The 17,327-nt window shown below is 56.5% G+C and carries 16 protein-coding genes; 9 read left to right on the top strand and 7 right to left on the bottom strand.

Annotation, left to right across the window (positions count from 1 at the left end):
• Window positions 1-29 precede the first annotated feature (29 nt).
• The 4 genes from HUO07_RS13920 to HUO07_RS13905 are packed head-to-tail and all read right to left on the bottom strand — an operon-like array spanning window position 30 to window position 3,519.
• Window positions 30-695, bottom strand: coding sequence for an isochorismatase family protein (locus tag HUO07_RS13920; RefSeq protein ID WP_176304086.1), 666 nt, complete (start codon window positions 693-695; stop codon window positions 30-32).
• 50 nt (window positions 696-745) lie between these two features.
• Entirely contained in the window at window positions 746-1,513 is a 768-nt protein-coding gene (locus tag HUO07_RS13915) for a maleate cis-trans isomerase family protein (RefSeq protein WP_281362660.1), read from the bottom strand.
• A gap of 30 nt (window positions 1,514-1,543) precedes the next feature.
• Window positions 1,544-2,362, bottom strand: a complete 819-nt coding sequence (locus HUO07_RS13910) for an alpha/beta fold hydrolase (RefSeq protein WP_176304085.1) — start codon at window positions 2,360-2,362, stop codon at window positions 1,544-1,546.
• On the bottom strand, window positions 2,359-3,519 hold the full coding sequence (locus HUO07_RS13905) for an FAD-dependent monooxygenase (RefSeq protein ID WP_176304084.1): 1,161 nt from the start codon (window positions 3,517-3,519) through the stop codon (window positions 2,359-2,361). The genes HUO07_RS13910 and HUO07_RS13905 overlap by 4 nt, the downstream gene beginning before the upstream one ends.
• Window positions 3,520-4,053: 534 nt before the next feature.
• Between HUO07_RS13905 and HUO07_RS13900 the strand changes: the two genes are divergently transcribed.
• The 5 genes from HUO07_RS13900 to HUO07_RS13880 all read left to right on the top strand — a co-directional run bounded on the left by HUO07_RS13900 (window position 4,054) and on the right by HUO07_RS13880 (window position 10,418).
• Window positions 4,054-4,542, top strand: coding sequence for a (2Fe-2S)-binding protein (locus HUO07_RS13900; protein WP_176304083.1), 489 nt, complete (start codon window positions 4,054-4,056; stop codon window positions 4,540-4,542).
• Window positions 4,535-7,546, top strand: coding sequence for a c-type cytochrome (locus HUO07_RS13895; RefSeq protein ID WP_246286649.1), 3,012 nt, complete (start codon window positions 4,535-4,537; stop codon window positions 7,544-7,546). Before HUO07_RS13900 ends, HUO07_RS13895 begins: the two co-directional genes overlap by 8 nt.
• 21 nt (window positions 7,547-7,567) lie before the next feature.
• Window positions 7,568-7,756 (top strand): hypothetical protein, encoded by a 189-nt coding sequence (locus HUO07_RS13890; RefSeq protein WP_176304081.1) that lies wholly within the window; start codon window positions 7,568-7,570, stop codon window positions 7,754-7,756.
• Window positions 7,749-9,257 (top strand): sodium:solute symporter family protein, encoded by a 1,509-nt coding sequence (locus HUO07_RS13885; protein WP_176304080.1) that lies wholly within the window; start codon window positions 7,749-7,751, stop codon window positions 9,255-9,257. Before HUO07_RS13890 ends, HUO07_RS13885 begins: the two co-directional genes overlap by 8 nt.
• A 129-nt stretch (window positions 9,258-9,386) precedes the next feature.
• Window positions 9,387-10,418 carry a 2,5-dihydroxypyridine 5,6-dioxygenase NicX family protein gene (locus tag HUO07_RS13880; protein WP_176304079.1) on the top strand — a complete coding sequence of 344 codons (1,032 nt, stop codon included), beginning with the start codon at window positions 9,387-9,389 and terminating at the stop codon, window positions 10,416-10,418.
• Between the two features lie 54 nt (window positions 10,419-10,472).
• Here the strand turns inward: HUO07_RS13880 and HUO07_RS13875 are convergent, their stop codons facing one another.
• From HUO07_RS13875 to HUO07_RS13865, 3 genes are read right to left on the bottom strand one after another with little or no spacing between them, the layout of a single operon-like run.
• Complete coding sequence (locus tag HUO07_RS13875) at window positions 10,473-11,423, bottom strand: 5-oxoprolinase subunit C family protein (RefSeq protein WP_176304078.1); 951 nt, start codon at window positions 11,421-11,423, stop codon at window positions 10,473-10,475.
• Entirely contained in the window at window positions 11,420-12,124 is a 705-nt protein-coding gene (gene pxpB / locus HUO07_RS13870; RefSeq protein ID WP_176304124.1) for a 5-oxoprolinase subunit PxpB, read from the bottom strand. Before pxpB ends, HUO07_RS13875 begins: the two co-directional genes overlap by 4 nt.
• Before the next feature lie 38 nt (window positions 12,125-12,162).
• The gene (locus HUO07_RS13865) at window positions 12,163-12,915 is read right to left on the bottom strand and encodes a 5-oxoprolinase subunit PxpA (protein ID WP_176304077.1); all 753 of its coding nucleotides are present in this window, start codon (window positions 12,913-12,915) and stop codon (window positions 12,163-12,165) included.
• A 355-nt stretch (window positions 12,916-13,270) separates the two neighbouring features.
• Here HUO07_RS13865 and HUO07_RS13860 point away from each other — a divergent pair, with 355 nt between their 5' ends.
• The 4 genes from HUO07_RS13860 (at window position 13,271) to HUO07_RS13845 (ending at window position 17,281) form a co-directional block, all read left to right on the top strand.
• Window positions 13,271-14,254, top strand: a complete 984-nt coding sequence (locus tag HUO07_RS13860) for a LysR family transcriptional regulator (RefSeq protein WP_176304076.1) — start codon at window positions 13,271-13,273, stop codon at window positions 14,252-14,254.
• A gap of 49 nt (window positions 14,255-14,303) precedes the next feature.
• Window positions 14,304-15,287, top strand: coding sequence for a TRAP transporter substrate-binding protein (locus HUO07_RS13855; protein WP_176304075.1), 984 nt, complete (start codon window positions 14,304-14,306; stop codon window positions 15,285-15,287).
• A gap of 81 nt (window positions 15,288-15,368) precedes the next feature.
• On the top strand, window positions 15,369-15,932 hold the full coding sequence (locus tag HUO07_RS13850; protein WP_008957459.1) for a TRAP transporter small permease: 564 nt from the start codon (window positions 15,369-15,371) through the stop codon (window positions 15,930-15,932).
• A gap of 44 nt (window positions 15,933-15,976) precedes the next feature.
• The gene (locus HUO07_RS13845; RefSeq protein ID WP_176304074.1) at window positions 15,977-17,281 is read left to right on the top strand and encodes a TRAP transporter large permease subunit; all 1,305 of its coding nucleotides are present in this window, start codon (window positions 15,977-15,979) and stop codon (window positions 17,279-17,281) included.
• The last annotated feature ends 46 nt before the right edge of the window (window positions 17,282-17,327 follow it).

Raw genomic sequence — 17,327 nt, 5'->3', positions numbered from 1 at the left:
GTCCGCTTTACCTGCGTTTTCGGATACTCCTAACGCTTCATTAAGTATCCCAATGTTTCATCCAGTCCAATCACATCGCCATATTTGCTATCGATATCAAACAGGTTGGCTTCATGGGGCGCGGGATGGCGGTCACCGACGCAATCGCGCACGACCATCACCCGAAAGCCGTGCTGTACGCCGTCAACGGCGGTGGCACGAATGCAACCACTGGTGGAGCAGCCGGTGATGATCAGCGTATCGATCCCCATGGCGACCAGTGTGGAGGCAAGCGAAGTTCCAAAGAACGCACTGGCATACTGCTTGGTCATTACCAGCTCATCTTCACGAGGTGCCACCTCGGTGCAGAACTCGGCGTAAGGGTTGCCCGCCACCATCGCCCGCATGACCGGCGCCTTCTTGACCCAAATGCCACCGTCGATTTGATCCGGGGCGTGATACAGGATGTTGGTGTGGATAACAGGCGTGCCAGTGCGCCGTGCGGTATTGAGTAGCGGCGGCATATTGGCCACCGCATCCACCACGCCCTGGGCAAATAGCGGCGAACCTGGTGTGGTGTAGCCTTGCATAAAATCAACCACCAGCAGCGCAGGCGTTTTGCCAAAACCGATGCGCCCATCCCACACGCCTCGGTAGTTGTCCGTGGCAGTGTTATCGCTAACGCCATCGCTGTTATCAGTCGTGTGTGGCGACATGGTCGTCTCCTTAATCAGTACTCTATATCGTCAATAAGTAACTGATTTTGTTAGTAAGCCCCTGACAAGAGGGCGCCCGCGCCCGGTACGATGGGCTCCAGGTCGAGTGCCTTGAGCATGGCATAGGTGGTCGCGATAGCTGCGGTAACCACCGGCTTGCCGGTCAGGGCTTCGACCTTGGCGACGGCCGGTAGTGATGGCATTTGCACACAGGCTGACAAGACGATAGCGTCCACGTTACTTAAATCGAGACTGGCTACGATCTCGGGAAGATTGGCGGGATCGTGGCGAGCGACATCCAGGTTATTGGGGATCTCAAGAGCCCGGTAGTCGAGCACGTCAATGCCTTCCTGACGGATGTAGTCCACCACCATTTCGGTCAGCGGCTTCATGTAGGGGGCCACTACCACCACGCGCTTGGCTTTCATCACACCCAGGGCATCAACCAGAGCACCGGCGCTGGTGACCACCGGCGTGTCGCAGCCGTTCTCTTCGGTGCGGCTGCGCAAACGCTTTTGTGACTCTCGGTGGTAGCCGGGCCCCATCGCCATAATGGCAACCAGGCAGGCATATCCCATCACATCCACCGCTGCATCAGAAAGCTCCAGGGCGCAGCGATCCGACTCTGCGTCCATGGCAGCCAGCTCGTCCTTGCTGACGTTCTTCATGCGCATGCGGCTGGAGTGAAAGGTAAAGCGTTCCGGGCGGATTAACTGCCGCGCCGTCAGCATGGCAGGAATTTCGGTCTCCATGGTGATATTGGAGCTGGGGACGATCTGGCCGATGCGGTATGTTTTGGTCGTGGAATTGTTAGACATAGTGCTGTGATTCATGATCATTGGCCTTTGTTAGAGTTGTGTGCCCAGGAAGTCTTCAAACGCGGCAAAAAAACCGTCGAAGTCATCCCAGGGAATCATGTGACCCGCTTGTTCCGCGGTAGAAATACGAACCGTCGGTAGAAGGGCGCGTATTTCGGCGCGATCTTCATCCTGGATAACACCGCCTTTGCCTGCACACATCAGCAGCGTGGGCACTTTGATAGCGGGGAAATCCTGGTGGATATCGACGCTGTGGAACTCTTCAAACGCCTGAACGATGGCGGGCTCAAAGCAAGTATGTAACCACTCGGCGCGCAACCGCAGCTGCTCGTCGCTCCAGGTGGGGCAGTAGTGGCGCATAGTCTCGATATCGGCACCACGTGTGCAGTCGCGAATCGAATCCACGTACCAGGGCAGCTTGCTGGGGTACTCCCGGCGGCCGGGCCCTGAAACCGGTGGGTCGATAAGTACCAGTTTGTCGATTCCCTTGGCGCCGCGATTCATGGCGCGTAGCGCAAAGCGCGCACCCATGGAGTGGCCCGCCAGAATGACATTGCTCAGACCCAGCGCATCGATAAAGGCGATCACATCGTCGGCGCAAGTGTCGGTGTCATAATCGAGCTCGGGCCCGGTAGACGACAAGCCGCGTCCACGGACATCCAGCACATAAGTGTCGAAGTGCTGACCGAGCCGCTCGGCCACAAAACGCCAAGTGATGGCCGGGCTGGTAATGCCTGGTATCAGTACCAGCGGCTGGCGCGAGGTCTCGGCGCTGTCACTGAAGCGCAGGTAGTGCTGACGAATACCATTGGCGTGCACGTTGGCGCCATAGAGATAGGTGCTGCTCATGCTGGGCTCCCTTGACTGGTTGGTTGCTTCAGCGGTACTTCAAAGGGGTCATAGGCGAATACCCAGGCCGGGTCTTCGTCTTCCCGTAACCAGGTATTGTCGTGGGAAACCTGCTGAACCCTCGAGGCGCGTTCAAAACGGTTGGTGCGGTAAAGTTCGAATGCCTGCTGGTAGTTCTCGGCGCCCACTTCCTCCAGGCAGCGTACCAGCATGGCGGCATCCTCGATGGCCATGGCAGCGCCCTGGGCCATATGAGGCTTCATCGGGTGGCAGGCATCGCCCAGCAGCACCAGTCGATTTTCATGCCACAGTGGCAGCGGGTTGCGCTCCAGCAAGGGCCATTTGGTGACGGTTTCAGTGCAGTCAATCAGCGCTTGTACGGTGGGGTGGTAACCCTCGAATGCTTTGCGCATCTCTTCCCGTGAGCTGTCGACGAAGGAAGTGCCGTGGTTCCAATCGGGTTCAGGCACGCCGGTCACGTAGTAATACTCCTTCTCGTCGCCGGTCACGAAGTACACCATCATGTGCCGGTCTTCCGACCACCACTTCACGCAGGCTTCGAAATCCAGGTCATATGCCTTGAGTTTTTCGGCAGAGATAATTGCCCGGTGAGCGACCCAGCCGCTATAGATCGGAGCCTCTGGGCCCAGTAGCTTCTCGCGCAGCCGCGAATTGACACCGTCTGCGCCGATTACCAGGTCGGCCTCTTCCGTTGAGCCGTCAGCGAAGGTCATGACGACCTTGTTGCCGCTGTCGTCGACATCGACCAGGCGCTTATCGAAATAGAGGTTGTCCTGGTCGAGCGTGCTGACCATCAATTCGTGCAGATCACCACGGTGTACGGTGATGTAGGCCGCCCCATAGTTTTCGCGAGCAAACTCGCCTAGCGGGATGCGAGACTGATATTCACCGGTCATGCCGTTGCGGCTGAACCAGTAATCGGGGTGTGAGCCCATGGCATTGAGCTTCTCTTCAATACCAATGCGGCGCATTACTTTCATCACGTTGGGCCCAAGGTGAATGCCTGCCCCAAGGCGCGCAAACGCGGGTGCCTGTTCGTACACCTTGGTGGGGTAACCCGCTTTCTGCAGTAGCGCGCCTGCAGCGGCGCCGCCAAGACCAGCACCAATGACGGCTATGGTGGGTTTATTGTTCATATCCTGGTTTCCTCGCTGTTTTATTCGCCTATCGCTCGTTTCTTCACGCAACACCTATCTTCACGCAACACCTAGGGGGAACTGACATGGTTGACTGCCTTGTGAGGTGTTTTTGAATGTGTTTGTGAATGCTATAAAACAACGTATACACCATTTATTTTTTGGTCAAGAATTAGTTTTGAAATTATTTTTTAACGCAAACAATGCGGTGTTTTTAAATAAATATATGAATTTAATATATTTATCGTTGTTTTTTTGGTTTTATGCAAAAACTTGAAAAACGCATCCATTGAGTGCTATACGTTTATTAGGCTTATTTTTATAGCGTATGCACCTTTAATGCTCGATGGGTATTAGCTCTGCACTTGGCTGGTGCAAGTCGATTGGCAGTATGTGAAAGGTAGATGAAAATAGGCGGGTTTAAGGTGCTACGAAGCGTGTTTGGCAGGCAGTATTTATTAGTAACATCTAAGTCATATCCAAGCCCTATCCAGAGCAAGAGGGCGGGCTTAACAATAACGATGATGATCCCCTATGACGCTAAAGCTAACTATCAATGGGCAAGAACGCGAGCTGGCTGTGCCGCCGCAGACACCATTGCTCAATGTGTTGCGTAACGACCTGGCGCTCAATGGGCCTAAGTATGGCTGTGGTTTGGGTGAGTGTGGGGCATGCAGCGTATTGATTGATGGCATGGCCGCACGCACCTGCGTGCTGCCCGTGTCCGCTGCCGTTGGCCATGAGGTAACCACCCTTGATGGTCTTTCCCAGGGCGGTGAGCTTGACCCTGTACAACAAGCCTTTATCGATGCTCAGGCAGCCCAGTGTGGCTACTGTTTGAACGGTATGATCATCACTGTTCGTGCGCTGCTAAATCATAATACCCAACCCTCTGCGCAGCAGATTCGCACCGCTTTAGAGCATAACCTCTGTCGATGTGGCACCCATGTTGAAATTCTGCAGGCAGCGGAGCGTGCCGTCGTCATTAACGCGGCCGCGTTGCAGGAGGCTCCTCATGAGTGAAGGGTCGATGCTCCATGGCCAGCAAAAACAGGCCGGCATTCCCGCGCTGCTAGCGCAGGCACGTTTTGGTGTTGTCGTGCGTCCACCTTACTACTGGTGGAATGGTGAGCGTTTTGAGAGTGATCGCTTAGTTGGCGTCGATAGCAGCAGCATTGCCTCAATATCTGAATCTGTTGAAGTCGTGGTGGAAGGGAATTTTGTGGGGGTGGTTGCCGATAGTTTGGCCTTGGCGACCGATGCCGCTAAACAACTGAAGGTTGAGTGGCAGGCCGTTCAACAGGCACCCGGAAAAGCTACTTATAGCGATCAAAAGCCCTCTGAATCGCCTCTTGTTAAGCCTAGCCAGTCGTACATGCACTCGAATCATGCGTATAGCTGGCCGAGTCGCATGCGCTGGGGCAATCACCCCAGCTGGGTAACTGCCGAGTGTTGCGACCAACAATTGAGTGTGTGGGGGCAAACTGTCACCCCAGCGGCGCTTAAACAGGATCTAAGCCGGTTAACCGCGCTGGATATTAGCCAGATTGAGCTTTACAGCGCCGATGGTAAACACGCATCAAATCAGGCCTCAGGGTTGGGTCGCCATTGCGGTGACGATGCCGCCGTGGATGCGGCGTTGATGTCGCGGACGGTGGGTGGCCCGGTAGCCGTTTGGCTCGATGCCCGCTACGCCAAAGATGTTCATGCATTGGGCCAAGCACAGCGAATTACCCTAAACGCGGATATTGCCAGTAGTGGTGAGATAGCCCGTTATCACTATCAGCAGGCCAATCTCACTGGTGAGGTGGCTGCCGTAGGGTTGTTGTTAAGTGGTAGGGCCGCGATAACAACGTCTAGCGCTGAGGCCTCCACCGGCGAGCAAGACACAACGCCGTTCTCGCCCTATGTATTTCGCGACCAATACCTTGCCGCACGCTCCCAGCCAGACTCGCTCTCCACCAATTCCACCTTGATGGGTATACAGCAGACGTTCGCTCGGGAATCTTTTTTAGATGAGGTTGCCCGCGAGAGTGACCAAGACCCTGTCGCGCTGCGACTTCGCCACCTTGACGATGCGCGTGGCATAGAGCTGATTGAGTCCGTTGCTAAACGGGCCGAGTGGCAAAGGGCGTTCAATCCATCAGCGGACTCTTTACCTCAGGAACTATTGTGCGGGCGGGGTTTTGCCTACTCCCAACTACCTGACCGCGAACAACGCGTGGAATCGGGAGTGCGCTCTGCCTGGATTGCCGATGTGGAAGTCAATCGTGTTACCGGCGATGTTCAGCTTACCCGTTTGGTAGTTGGTCAGGATGTCGGCTCTGATGTGGATACTGATCGCCTTCAGCAAACGCTACAGGCCCGGGTCTTGGGTGAAGCGCGCCCCCTTTTGGGGCAGGCGCCCAGCTTCGACGAATGGGGTGACGGCAGTCGTACGCTGACTAAAAGTGAATATTCAGCAGGATTACCAACCACCGCTTCTTCGCCAAGCCCTGTTGAGGAAGGTGTTAATCAAACCGCCGGTGAAGACGTATTAACCGGTGCGGAGCTATCGCCGGGTGTTGCGGTAATAGCCAATGCGCTTTTTGATGCCACTGGCCTGCGTTTTCGCCAACCACCGTTTACCGCCAAGCGCGTGCGCCAGGCACTCGAAGCTTCGTCCACCGAGGAGGCAGGGCGCCCATCTAAATTGAAACCGCCTCGGTCAACGAAACGGCGCTGGTTAGCCGCAGCAGCGTTCACCACCATTGCGGGCACTGCGGCCATGGCATGGCCGTGGAAAGGGGCCATTGCGCCTGTCTCACGGCCAGCCGCCAACCTTTATTCCGCTGAGACCATTGAGCGCGGACGACTCGTTGCGGCTGCAGGTGACTGCGCGGCGTGTCATACCACAGAAGGTGGCGTGACCAATGCAGGCGGGCGTGGGTTTGAGACGCCTTTCGGGACGCTCTACAGCACGAACATTACGCCGGATGAGGCGACGGGGATTGGTCAGTGGTCTTACGCAGCCTTTGAGCGCGCCATGCGCCACGGCATTAGCCGCGATGGCAGCCACCTTTATCCCGCGTTCCCCTATACGGCGTTTGCCAAGACCAGTGATGCCGATTTACAGGCGCTTTACGCCTACTTAATGGCTCAGCCTCCCGTGTCGACTGAAAAGACCGCCAATGCGCTCACCTTCCCTTTCAATGTGCGCAGCTTAATGGCGGGCTGGAATACGCTTTATCACGATGCAACGCCTTTCCAGCCTGACCCCATGCAAAGTGAACTGTATAACAGGGGAGCCTACCTTGCCGAAGGGCTAGGCCACTGCAGCGCCTGCCATAGCCCCCGCAATGCTATGGGGGCTGAGAAAAACGGCGAGGCGTATTTTGCCGGTGCCTTTGTAGATGGTTGGGAAGCGCCACCGCTTAATTCGCTGTCGCGTGCGCCGATCCCGTGGAGTGAAACATCGCTTTACGACTATCTGCGCCACGGTGAATCTGAGCTTCACGGCGTTGCCTCTGGCCCTATGGCCCCGGTGGTAGCGGGGCTGGCTGAGCTGCCTGAATACGATGTGCGGGCTATTGCCCACTATGTGGCCGCCCAGATGCAGGCGCCAACAGGTAATAGCGATGCGGCTGTGGCGGACGCTACGCAGCGCGTGACCAGTGCAGCCGTTGGCTCAACAGAAATGGAGGCAGGGGAGCGGCTCTTCGAGGGCGCCTGCGCGGCGTGCCATGTCGATTCTGGCGTTCCTACCTTTTCGAGGGCGAGCACTAATCTGGCGCTGAATACCAATTTGCACAGCGATCATCCCGATAACGTTATTCAGTCAATTTTGGGCGGTGTTCACGCCGAACACGTTCCAGGTATTGGTAGCATGCCAGGCTTTGCCGACAGCTTTAGTAATACCCAGGTCGCTGATTTGACGACCTATCTCCGAGCGCGTTTTGCCCCAGAGAAAGCGCCTTGGCAAAAAGTAAAACAACGTATTGCAGATATACGCCAGCCTCACCACAACAACACTCACTCTACTCCCTGACGTAATAAAACGAGGTGGATTATGAAACGCAGTAAATGGATATGGCTAGTATGGGCCGTCGTCTTACTGAGCTATTTAGTGCCTTACACCCTATTGAGCGGGGTCGCGTTCTGGTACGGCAGCTTCCTGTTCTGGATGTTGGCAGGGTTGGCCATCATTGCGCTGAATGTGTTTATCACTAAAGATTTTGAGGAGCACAGCAATGACTGAGTCACTCATCTGGTGGTCCATTGCCATCTACTTATTGATCGCTATTGGCATTGCGATTATGTCTCGCCAAGGTCCTTCCGAAAGTATGTCGGGATACTTCCTGGGTAACCGACAAATGAACGGCTTTGTCTCGGCGCTGAGTTACAGTGCCACGACGTATAGTGCCTTTATGATGGTGGGCCTGGCAGGTCTTACCTATGCCGGCGGTGTTGGCGCGCTAGGCTTTGAAATCATCTATTTCGCCGGTGTCTCTCTGGTGGCTGTTTTCGGTCCCAAATTCTGGGCAGTCGGCAAGAAGTTCGGCTATGTGACGCCCAGCGAGATGCTGGGCCACCGCTACAACAGCAAACATGTGGCCATGGCTGTCTCGATTGCCAGTTGTATCTTCCTGATTCCCTACTCGGCCGTTCAACTCGCGGGTGTCGGTTACCTGTTGCAGGGGATTACTGATGGCGCGATTACCTTTACTACCGGGGTGGTGCTGGCCACGGTGATCGCCATCTTCTTCTCCTATATCGCGGGGATTCGTTCGGTGATGTGGACCGACTCGCTCCAGGCCATCATGATGATTGTTGCCTCAACCCTGGTGGCCTTCCTGGTGATCCAGGGCTTGGGTGGTTTCGGCGCACTATTCGATACGCTGGCAACGGAACATCCGCAGTCACTCACGGTGCCTGGCCCTGGCCTGTTCAGCTTTGTCACTTTCCTGGGGCTCACCATTCCCTGGTTCTTCTTTAGTATCTCCAACCCACAGGTCAGTCAACGCCTGTTTATGCCCTCCTCGCTGCGCTCCATGCGCCACATGCTGATTGGCTTCCTGGTGTTTGGTTTTATCTACACCATGGTCTCCGTACTGTGGGGTTTCTCTGCCTTAGCTGCTTTCCCAAGTCTTGCAAGTGCAGATTTAGCCACGCCCACGCTGCTGGCCTCGGAGTTTGTTCCGCCAGTATTAGGGGTGATCGTAATGATCGGCATCATGGCCGCCGCGGTCTCTACTATCGATTCGATCATGCTGACCCTGGCGTCCATGGTTTCCCGCGACGTCTATGCGAACGTTAAACCGAACGTCAGTGAAAAGCGCCAACTGCTGGTGGGCAAGTTCGTGGTGCCGGTGATTGCACTGATGGCGCTGGCCTTTGCCGAGCTGCAGCTTGACCTTATTGCGGTGCTGTCGGTGGCTGCTTCCTCTGGTCTGGTAGCCATGGTGCCCGCACTTATCGGTGCCTTCTATTGGAAGCGCGGTACTGGCGTCGGTGCACTGGTAAGCGTGGTGGGCACCAGCGCCTTTGTACTGCTGATGTATGCCACTGGCAATTCGCTGCTGGGCCTGCCTGCTGGCGTTTGGGGCATTGTGGTCGCTAGCGTGCTGTTTGTTAGCGTGAGCCTTATGACCAAACCTCATCAAGCCTCTTCGGACGCCTTCTTTACCGCCATCGCGGAAGAGCTGGGTAAAAAGCGCCGTACTACCACAGAGCAAGCGACGAAAGAGGCGGCTGCCTAATTGACGTTCAGCTTTGAACCGATAACACCCTAGAGCGCTTGGTGTGCCCAAAGGCGAGCACGAGCGCTCTCAGCTAACACTTCCCGGAACGCTATAGCTGTGCTTTCGCCTGGGGAGTTAGGAGACTTTATGGATCACGCAAGCTTTGCTGAAATTTGCCTCCATCAGCTAAAAATGTCCGGCGTACATGAAGGCGAAAAACTCGTCGTGCTGACCCAGGGCAGCGAACGCCTTGATTATGCGGATGCCTTTATGGCGGCGGGGCAGCGTTTAGGCGCCAATATGTACCACATGCGGTTACCCGCGCCGTTACCTACCGGTGGCTGGGCCGTGGGGGCAACGGGGCTTGCCAGCATGCCCGATGCAGTGGAAGCGCTTAAAAACTGCGACATGTTGATCGATTGTATTTTCCTGCTGTTCTCTCCCGAACAAATGGCGATCCAAGCCGCGGGTACGCGCATATTAACGGCGGTTGAACCGCCAGAACTGCTGGCCAGAATGTTGCCCACCAAGGAGCTAAGGGAAAAGGTTGAACTAGCCGCCGCGCTGCTGGAAAAAGCCAAAGTGATGCGCATCACCTCGCCCCATGGCACGGATGTCACCTACCAACTGAATACGTATGAGACGGTTGCTGAGTATGCCTGTACCGACGAACCGGGGCGTTGGGATCACTGGCCCTCTGGTTTTGTCTTTACCGGCGGTGATGACGATGGCGTTGATGGCACCATTGTCGTTGCGCCGGGCGACATTCTGCTCCCCCAGAACATGTATGTCAGAGAGCCCATTACCTACACCATTGAAAAGGGCTGGATTACCGATATACGCGGTGGGCTGGATGCGGAGCTAGTGAAGTCCTATATGGATAGCTTTAACGACCCGCGCGGCATGGGCATGAGCCATGTGGGCTGGGGCATGAACCCGAACGCTAAATGGCATCGCATGGTGCCGGGGGAGTTCCCGGGTGGCATGGGGATGGAGCCGCGCAGCTTTTATGGCAACGTAATGTTCTCCACCGGCCCGAACAGCGAGCTGGGTGGGTCTAACGATACTGCCTGCCATTTGGATATTCCTATGCGCAACTGCTCCCTATTTCTCGATGATGAACCCGTTGTCATTGATGGTGATATTGTCGTTAAAGAGCTGCAGATGGCTAGAGGCTAATACTTCAATAATGAGTGTTACTGACTAAAGCCCCCGCTCGGGGGCTTTTTAGGTTTAACGCCAAACCGTTAACTGCTTGCGGTAATCCTCTTGCGCCTGGCTGGCGCTGACCGGTGTCAGCCACACTTGGGTGCCGGGCAAACACTGGGCCAGAGTGGCGCAAGCAATCGGGGTGAGAGCGCCTAAACGCGGGTAGCCGCCAATGGTCTGGCGGTCATTCATCAGTACGATGGGCTGGCCATCAGGCGGGATCTGTACCGCCCCCAACGGAATGCCTTCGGAAATAATCCCCGTTAGGGTGCCATGCAGGGCAGGGCCGGTCAGCCGCACGCCCATACGATCGGCACGGTTATCCACTGTCCATGGTTGGTTGAAGGCCTGGAAAAGTGAGCGGCCGCTGAAGGCGGCGACTTGTGAACCGAGCACGATGGGTAGGTGGCAGTTTGATGCTGGCATCTGCGGGCCTTGGCCTGCCGCAATACGGCGAACCGTCGGAGCGGCGCCTTTCCAGGTTAACCGGTCGCCCACTTTTAGCGGTTTGCCATCTTCGTGCAGGCCGCCCAATTGCTCGCGGGCAGTACAGGCGCGGCTGCCCAGCACTTCCGGTGCATTCAGCCCGCCTGGAAAGGCGAGATAGGCGCGCAGGCCCTGGCGCGGCTGGCGAAACACCAAACGCTGGCCGGGCAGTAGCGTAAAGCTTGCGTTGGGCGCGAGTGGCTTGCCATCCAGTTGGGCATCCAGGTCGGCGCCGGTCAGAGCGAGGCGCACTTCGCTTTCAGTTTCAAAGCTCAAACCGCCGCCCATGACGATTTCCAGCGCGGCGCTGTTGGGTGCGTTACCCAAGAGCCAGTTGGCCCAGCGAAATGAAATCCAGTCGGCAGCGCCGCCCTGGGTAACCCCTAAATGACCAACGCCAAATCGCCCGGCATCTTGAATCAGCGCCAGCGGGCCTGCCTGCTTAACCACCAGCCCTTTTGATGCATCATTGTTAGCCGCGTGACTCATGGCCGCTCCTCCATGGGCGTCGTATCGCCACCGTCCGCTTCGAACTCTTCGCGGGAGATCGCTCTAAAGCGCACCTTATCGCCGGGGCGAAACAGTGGTTCACCGCGCTTGGCGTATTCGAATAGCGGCACATTGGTGCGGCCCAGAATGTTCCAGCCACCCGGCGAAAGCAGCGGATAGATCGCCGTTTGCCGGTCGGCAATACCGACGCTGCCAGCGGCTACCTTACGACGCGGCGTTTTCAGGCGTGGCGTTGCCAACGCTTCGTCTACCAGGCCCATAAAGCCATAGCCGGGGGCAAAGCCCAGCGCGAACACGCAGTAGTCGTGATTACAATGCTGCTGGATCAGCTCGTCGACACTCAAGCCTGCACGTTTAGCGACCAGGGGCAGCTCGGGTCCGACGCTTTCGTCATACCACACGGGAATATCGTGCAGCTCCCCCGCCTGGGTGTCGGCAGGTTCGAGGCCCGAAAGCGTCTTATTGATCAGACCGAGCGCCTCGGCGTGATTCATTTGCTGGCAGTCGTAATGGACTAGCAGTGTGGTATAGGAGGGCACTAAATCAATCAAGGCAGCCCCGAAAGCACAGCGCAGCGCTTGGTCGGCGGCGATCACCCAAGCCATGTTGGCCTCGTCGATGGTGTCGAACAGTCGCACCATCAAGGCATCCATGGCGGCGGTTTCAATGCGAATTTTAATGCGGATCGCTTCAATTTGTGTTGTTTCAATGCCTGGTTTCACGCTTTCTCCAGCGCCTGAAAGGCCTCGCGAATGGCGCGCACGGCCGCCACGGACTCCGGGTTGTCGCCGTGAACGCAGAGCGTGTCGCAGGCTAACTGTAGCGGTGTGCCGTCGAGTGCGGTGAGCGGCTCGCCTTTGGCCAGCATTACCGCTTGGTTAACGATGGTATTCTGGTCGTGGTGCACGGCGTTGGGTAACCGGCGCGAAGCCAGGTGGCCGTTGGCGTCGTAAGCGCGGTCGGCAAAGGTTTCAAACCACAGGGTAATACCCAATTTAGCGGCTAGCTCGCGGTGCGGCTCGGGATTGGCGGTCGACATGATCATTAGCGGCAGGCTGGCGTCATATGCACGCACGGCGCGCATGACGCCTTCAAGCAGCGCCGGGTTGGCAGCCATGTCGTTATACAGCGCCCCGTGGGGTTTGATGTAGCTGAGCCGTGCGCCTTCGGCTTGGCAAATGCCTGCCAGGGCGCCGACCTGGTAGAGCACCATGTCTTCCGCTTCTTCGGCCGAGCAGGCCATGGAACGGCGCCCAAACCCCATTAAATCCGGGTAACCAGGATGCGCGCCAATGCGTACGTCATTTTGTACCGCCAGCTTGACGGTGCGTCGCATTACATGGGGGTCAGACGCGTGGAAGCCGCAGGCGATGTTGGCGCAATCGACATAAGGCATCGCCTCAGCATCTAAACCAATAGTCCAGTTGCCGAAACTTTCGCCCATATCGCAATTAAGCAGGGGGATGGCCATAGCGACTCCTGTCGTTGATGCAGTGGATGCGTTGACTTGGCTGAAGCTAATTTGTAATCCACCACCAATATATGAACACGGCAAGCTCAGTGCCAATCGTTTTTGACGATACTAACTATCGGGTGCTTCTATCATATTGTTATTTGGTGGAAAAATGGTTGACGCTTGGGCACGATACGCTTATCACAGTAAGGGCGGGGCGTGATAATAACGTTGGTGAAACAGCACTGCCGAAGATGGTCTCGAAGTTGCATAGTGATCTTGTGTTCACGAGCATCAGCACAAAGCAATCAGCGCTGCGTGCCAGCAAGACGGCGCTTAGTCACTCTCAAAAGTCATTCGTAGGCGTGTCACTATGCTCGATTTTAAGGAACTTGAGGCGTTTGTATGGGCGGTGAGGCTGGGCTCCTTCCGTAAGGCGGCGACCCGTTTGCACCTGACCCAGCCCTCAGTTTCTGAGCGTATTTCACGTCTTGAAACCGCCGTGGGGGAGCTGCTGCTAGAGCGTGCCGCCCGGCCCATTCAGCCCACCATGCGGGGCCGCGAGTTCTTTGTGCACGCTGAGCGAATGCTGAACCAGCGTGACGAGGCAATGAGGCTTTTCGATGATGAAGAGGCGTTTTCTGCACCATTGCGGCTCGGCACGATTGAAACGATTGCCCATAGCTGGTTTCCCGAGTTTATGCGCAGGCTCACCGAGCGCTACCCACGCCTGACTATCGAGCTAACAGTGGATTACTCACCGGTGCTCAATGAGCGGCTACTCGGCAACGAGCTGGATATCGTGCTGGCGATGAACGGATATTCACCCCAGAAGCAGATCGATTATGAGTCGTTGAGTCCTTATGAGATGGGCATGTTTGTCTCACCCCGACACGTGCCGTTGCTCAGCGAAAGTGCCGACATCTGGGGCAGGCAACTGCCGTTTATTTCCTTTGGCAAGCTGGCGCGTCCCTATACAGAATTGGTGAATTACCTGGCCGAGCAGGGCGTAGCCAGCCCACGTATTCATAGCGTCAGTACGCTGATGACGATTGTACGTATGACCACGGAGGGGTTAGGGATCGGCGCGCTGCCGGTGGCCACTGTGCTGGAAGAGTGGCAGCGAGGGGAGCTTTACCGGCTTGAACTGCCGGTGCCGTTACCGGCGATGCACTATGATGTGATATGGCGCCACGCTAACCATCCGCGCTTTTGTCGCGGCGTTGCCCGGCTGGCCCAAGAGTGTGCCTGCCGCTATGCGCAAGCGCGCCGTGCCGATATGACCACAACACTTTTCTCCGGGCGTTGGGTTACCACCCGCGCCTCCTCTGGTACCACCAAAGCACCACACTGTTAGCACCATACGGTTAGCACAATACTATTAATAGAAATAAGAGGGTCTCACAATGCGCAAGACATTAACTTCCACACTGCTTCTAGCCACCGCCTGCGGTTTAACGGTCACGGCGCACGCCGCAGAGTGGACCATGGCCACTCCGTACGGTGATGCCAGCTTCCACACCCAAAACACCAAGCAGTTTGCTGAAGATGTCGCCGAGGCGACGGACGGCGAATTAACCATTACCGTGCATAGCGGTGGTTCTCTTGTGGCACACGGAGAGATCAAACCGTCTGTGCGTCGCGGCACTATCGATGCGGGCGAAGTCTTCCTTTCTGTACTTTCCAATGATGATCCCATTTTCGAAGTGGACACACTGCCGGGGGTTGCAGGCAGCTACGATGATGCTTATGCGTTGTGGGAAGCCACCAAGCCCATGATCACCGAACTCTTCGCCTATGAAGGGTTGATTCCGCTCTACGCGGTCGCCTGGCCTGCACAAGGGATCTACACATCAGAGCCGCTTACCGATCCTGCACAGTTTGAAGGTCTGCGCGTGCGCGCACCCAACATCAATACCCAGCGCTTCGTCGACAACCTGGGCGGTAGCCCCACTGAAACCGAAGAGTCTGATATCCCCACCGCCTTCAGCACTGGCCGTGTGGACGCCATGATTACCTCGAGCTCCACTGGGAACTCTATGGCGGCTTGGGACTATGTCACCGACTACACCGACGCTAACCTGTGGTTGCCCAAGAACATTGTCTTCATCAGCCAGCGCAGTTTCGATGGCCTGGATGAAGCGACCCAGGAAGCCCTGATGGAAGCCGCCGCTGAGGCTGAAAAACGTGGTTGGGAGATGAGCCGCGAAGATAACCAGGCAAGCCTGGATGCCTTAGAAGAGAACGGTATTTCGGTTTCTGAGCCGAACGATGCTATTTCCGAGGCGCTGCAAGCCGCTGGTGATGAGCTGTTTGAAGATTGGCAGTCACGTGCCGACGATGAAGCCAAACAGGCGCTGGAAAACTACCGCGAGCAACGCGACAGTTAATCACCGGCTTCAATGTTTCTTGCAGGGGCGGGATAACGTCTCCGTCCCTGCCTTTCCCGCGCGCTTCACGAGGCTGCGAACATGACGTTTAAATTCGACAAACTCTATCGCCTCGGTGCTTGGGGTGCGGCGGCGTGCATGGTGGCTATTTGTGCGCTGATCGCGCTCCAGGTAACCTTCCGCCTGGTAGATGCCCTGCTGGTGCTGGTTGGCTTGAGCCGACTAGGCTTGAGTATTACCGGCGTTTCAGAAATTGCGTCTTACTTATTAGTCGGCGCGACCTTTTTGGGCTTGGCCTACACCTTTGTGCATCACGCTCATATTCGTGTGACGCTGCTGATTACCCGTTTGCCGCCGGCCATTCGTGTGTGGTTTGAAGTGTTTGGCCTCATCATTGCGCTGGCGATCAGCCTGATGCTTAGTTATGGCCTGGTGGGGCTGGCGCGCGAGAGCATCCAGTACAACGATGTCTCTTCAGGATTTGTGTCGATTCCGCTCTGGATTCCCCAGCTGGTACTCGCGACCAGTGTAGGGCTGCTGTGCTTGGCGCTGGCTGAAGCCCTGTTCATGGCGGTGCGTATTGCCATTCGCGACCCTTCAAGTTTCCGCGAAGCGACGGCCCCCGATGAAAGCGAGGGTCACTAAATGGCGACCTTCACTCACCTGCCCCCTAAATCGGAGAGCTCCTCGTGCTGCTACTAAGTCTCGCCACCATTTTTACGCTTGTGCTGTTACTGGGGAGCGGGGTATGGATCGCCTTCGCTCTGATTGGTACTGCCTGGATAGCACTCGAATTCTTCAGCTCATTTTCACCAGCTTCTATCCTGGCCTCTGATTTCTGGGGTGCCAGCTATGGGTGGGACCTTACCGCGCTGCCCATGTTTATCTGGATGGGCGAGATACTCTTTCGGTCGGGGCTCGCCGATAATATGTTCCGCGGCCTGTCGCCCTGGTTAAACCGCCTGCCGGGGCGTTTGTTGCATACCAACATCATTGGCAGCGGTATGTTTGCCGCGGTGTGCGGCTCTTCGGCTGCCACCTGCGCAACGGTGGGCAAAATGACGCTGCCGGAACTCGAGCGGCGTGGCTACGACAGCAACATGGCGATTGGCACCCTGGCCAGCGCCTCTACGCTAGGGCTGCTGATTCCGCCTTCCATCGTGCTGATTGTCTACGGCGTGGTCACCGAGCAGTCGATCTCCAGACTGTTTATGGCGGGCATCGGCCCCGGCCTGATGATCCTGGCGATGTTCATGAGCTATCTCATTTTGTGGTCGCTATTGAAAGGTAACCGCGAAGGCCTGACCGGTGAAGATGAGTCAGGCATGAGTTTTGGGGAAAAGCTGCGCAACACCTGGTCGCTGGTGCCCATTCTGCTGCTGATCGGCGGCATCATCTTCTCGATCTATGGTGGCTTGGCCTCACCCACGGAGGCAGCAGCGGTCGGTGTGGTGCTGTCGATCGTGATTGCCCGCTTCAATGGTCACTTTGACCGCGAGATATTCAAGAACTCGCTGTTTGCCGCTGTGCGTACCGCCTGCATGATCGCCTTCATTATTGCGGGGGCGTCTTTCCTGACTTCGGCCATGGGCTTCACCCAGGTGCCGATGAAGCTGGCGCAGGCGATTGGTGAAATGGGGCTTTCACCCACCATGCTGTTGATCGCACTCACCTTGCTGCTGCTAATCATGGGCTGCTTTCTTGATGGTATTTCGCTGATTCTGCTGGTTACCGCGATTATCATGCCGCTGGTGAGCGCCGCCGGGTTTGACCTGATCTGGTTTGGCATCTATCTGGTGATCGTCGTCGAAATGTCGCAGATTACGCCGCCGGTTGGCTTCAATCTGTTCGTGATTCAGGGGCTGACGGGTAAGGATATTCTGACCATTACCAAGGCCACGCTGCCGTTCTTCCTGCTGATGCTGTTGGCGATTGCCTTAATGCATCTCTTTCCCGGTATCGCGCTCTACCTGCCCGAGGCCATGACCCGTTAACGCTCACTATCGTCCACGGTCAATCATCCAGGCGGCTGTCATGCAG

Source organism: Vreelandella maris, from assembly GCF_013371085.1.
Lineage (GTDB): Bacteria > Pseudomonadota > Gammaproteobacteria > Pseudomonadales > Halomonadaceae > Vreelandella > Vreelandella maris.
The sequence above is the reverse complement of the archived record's forward strand: the minus strand, read 5'-3'. Positions and strand labels throughout refer to the sequence as shown.

What these genes read in the sequence shown, in the direction of transcription:
- HUO07_RS13920 (WP_176304086.1), bottom strand. Translation starts at nt 695, where the DNA reads ATGTCGCCACACACGACTGATAACAGCGATGGCGTTAGCGATAACACT.
- HUO07_RS13915 (WP_281362660.1), bottom strand. Translation starts at nt 1,513, where the DNA reads ATGTCTAACAATTCCACGACCAAAACATACCGCATCGGCCAGATCGTC.
- HUO07_RS13910 (WP_176304085.1), bottom strand. Translation starts at nt 2,362, where the DNA reads ATGAGCAGCACCTATCTCTATGGCGCCAACGTGCACGCCAATGGTATT.
- HUO07_RS13905 (WP_176304084.1), bottom strand. Translation starts at nt 3,519, where the DNA reads ATGAACAATAAACCCACCATAGCCGTCATTGGTGCTGGTCTTGGCGGC.
- HUO07_RS13900 (WP_176304083.1), top strand. Translation starts at nt 4,054, where the DNA reads ATGACGCTAAAGCTAACTATCAATGGGCAAGAACGCGAGCTGGCTGTG.
- HUO07_RS13895 (WP_246286649.1), top strand. Translation starts at nt 4,535, where the DNA reads ATGAGTGAAGGGTCGATGCTCCATGGCCAGCAAAAACAGGCCGGCATT.
- HUO07_RS13890 (WP_176304081.1), top strand. Translation starts at nt 7,568, where the DNA reads ATGAAACGCAGTAAATGGATATGGCTAGTATGGGCCGTCGTCTTACTG.
- HUO07_RS13885 (WP_176304080.1), top strand. Translation starts at nt 7,749, where the DNA reads ATGACTGAGTCACTCATCTGGTGGTCCATTGCCATCTACTTATTGATC.
- HUO07_RS13880 (WP_176304079.1), top strand. Translation starts at nt 9,387, where the DNA reads ATGGATCACGCAAGCTTTGCTGAAATTTGCCTCCATCAGCTAAAAATG.
- HUO07_RS13875 (WP_176304078.1), bottom strand. Translation starts at nt 11,423, where the DNA reads ATGAGTCACGCGGCTAACAATGATGCATCAAAAGGGCTGGTGGTTAAG.
- HUO07_RS13865 (WP_176304077.1), bottom strand. Translation starts at nt 12,915, where the DNA reads ATGGCCATCCCCCTGCTTAATTGCGATATGGGCGAAAGTTTCGGCAAC.
- HUO07_RS13860 (WP_176304076.1), top strand. Translation starts at nt 13,271, where the DNA reads ATGCTCGATTTTAAGGAACTTGAGGCGTTTGTATGGGCGGTGAGGCTG.
- HUO07_RS13855 (WP_176304075.1), top strand. Translation starts at nt 14,304, where the DNA reads ATGCGCAAGACATTAACTTCCACACTGCTTCTAGCCACCGCCTGCGGT.
- HUO07_RS13850 (WP_008957459.1), top strand. Translation starts at nt 15,369, where the DNA reads ATGACGTTTAAATTCGACAAACTCTATCGCCTCGGTGCTTGGGGTGCG.